General features: G+C 47.1%; 1 tRNA gene and 1 rRNA gene. Both read left to right on the plus strand.

Going from position 1 to position 391, the window contains the following annotated elements:
• The first annotated feature begins 148 nt into the window (after window positions 1-148).
• A 5S ribosomal RNA gene (gene rrf, locus KI338_RS17575) occupies window positions 149-264 on the plus strand.
• A tRNA-Val gene (locus tag KI338_RS17580) sits at window positions 265-340 on the plus strand.
• The last annotated feature ends 51 nt before the right edge of the window (window positions 341-391 follow it).

Genomic DNA, 391 nt, shown 5'->3' on the forward strand with positions numbered 1-391 from the left:
CGAGGACTTAACTAACTGGATGTCGTGCGTTACTCTTATTTAGTTTTTAGGGTATAAAGATTATTTTTTCCGAAACCCTTGCATTTCTCGAAGGAAATGCATATAATATATCTTGTCTTGATTTTTACAAACCTTTCAAGACTGTTTGTCTGGTGGCGATGGCGAGAAGGTCACACCTGTTCCCATACCGAACACAGAAGTTAAGCTTCTCAGCGCCGATGGTAGTTGGGGCATTGCCCCTGCGAGAGTAGGACGTTGCCAGGCGGAGGATTAGCTCAGCTGGGAGAGCACCTGCCTTACAAGCAGGGGGTCACAGGTTCGAGCCCTGTATCCTCCACCATTTGCCGGCCTAGCTCAATTGGTAGAGCAACTGACTTGTAATCAGTAGGTT

The sequence above is a fragment of the Ornithinibacillus bavariensis genome (assembly GCF_018333235.1).
GTDB lineage: Bacteria > Bacillota > Bacilli > Bacillales > Amphibacillaceae > Ornithinibacillus > Ornithinibacillus bavariensis.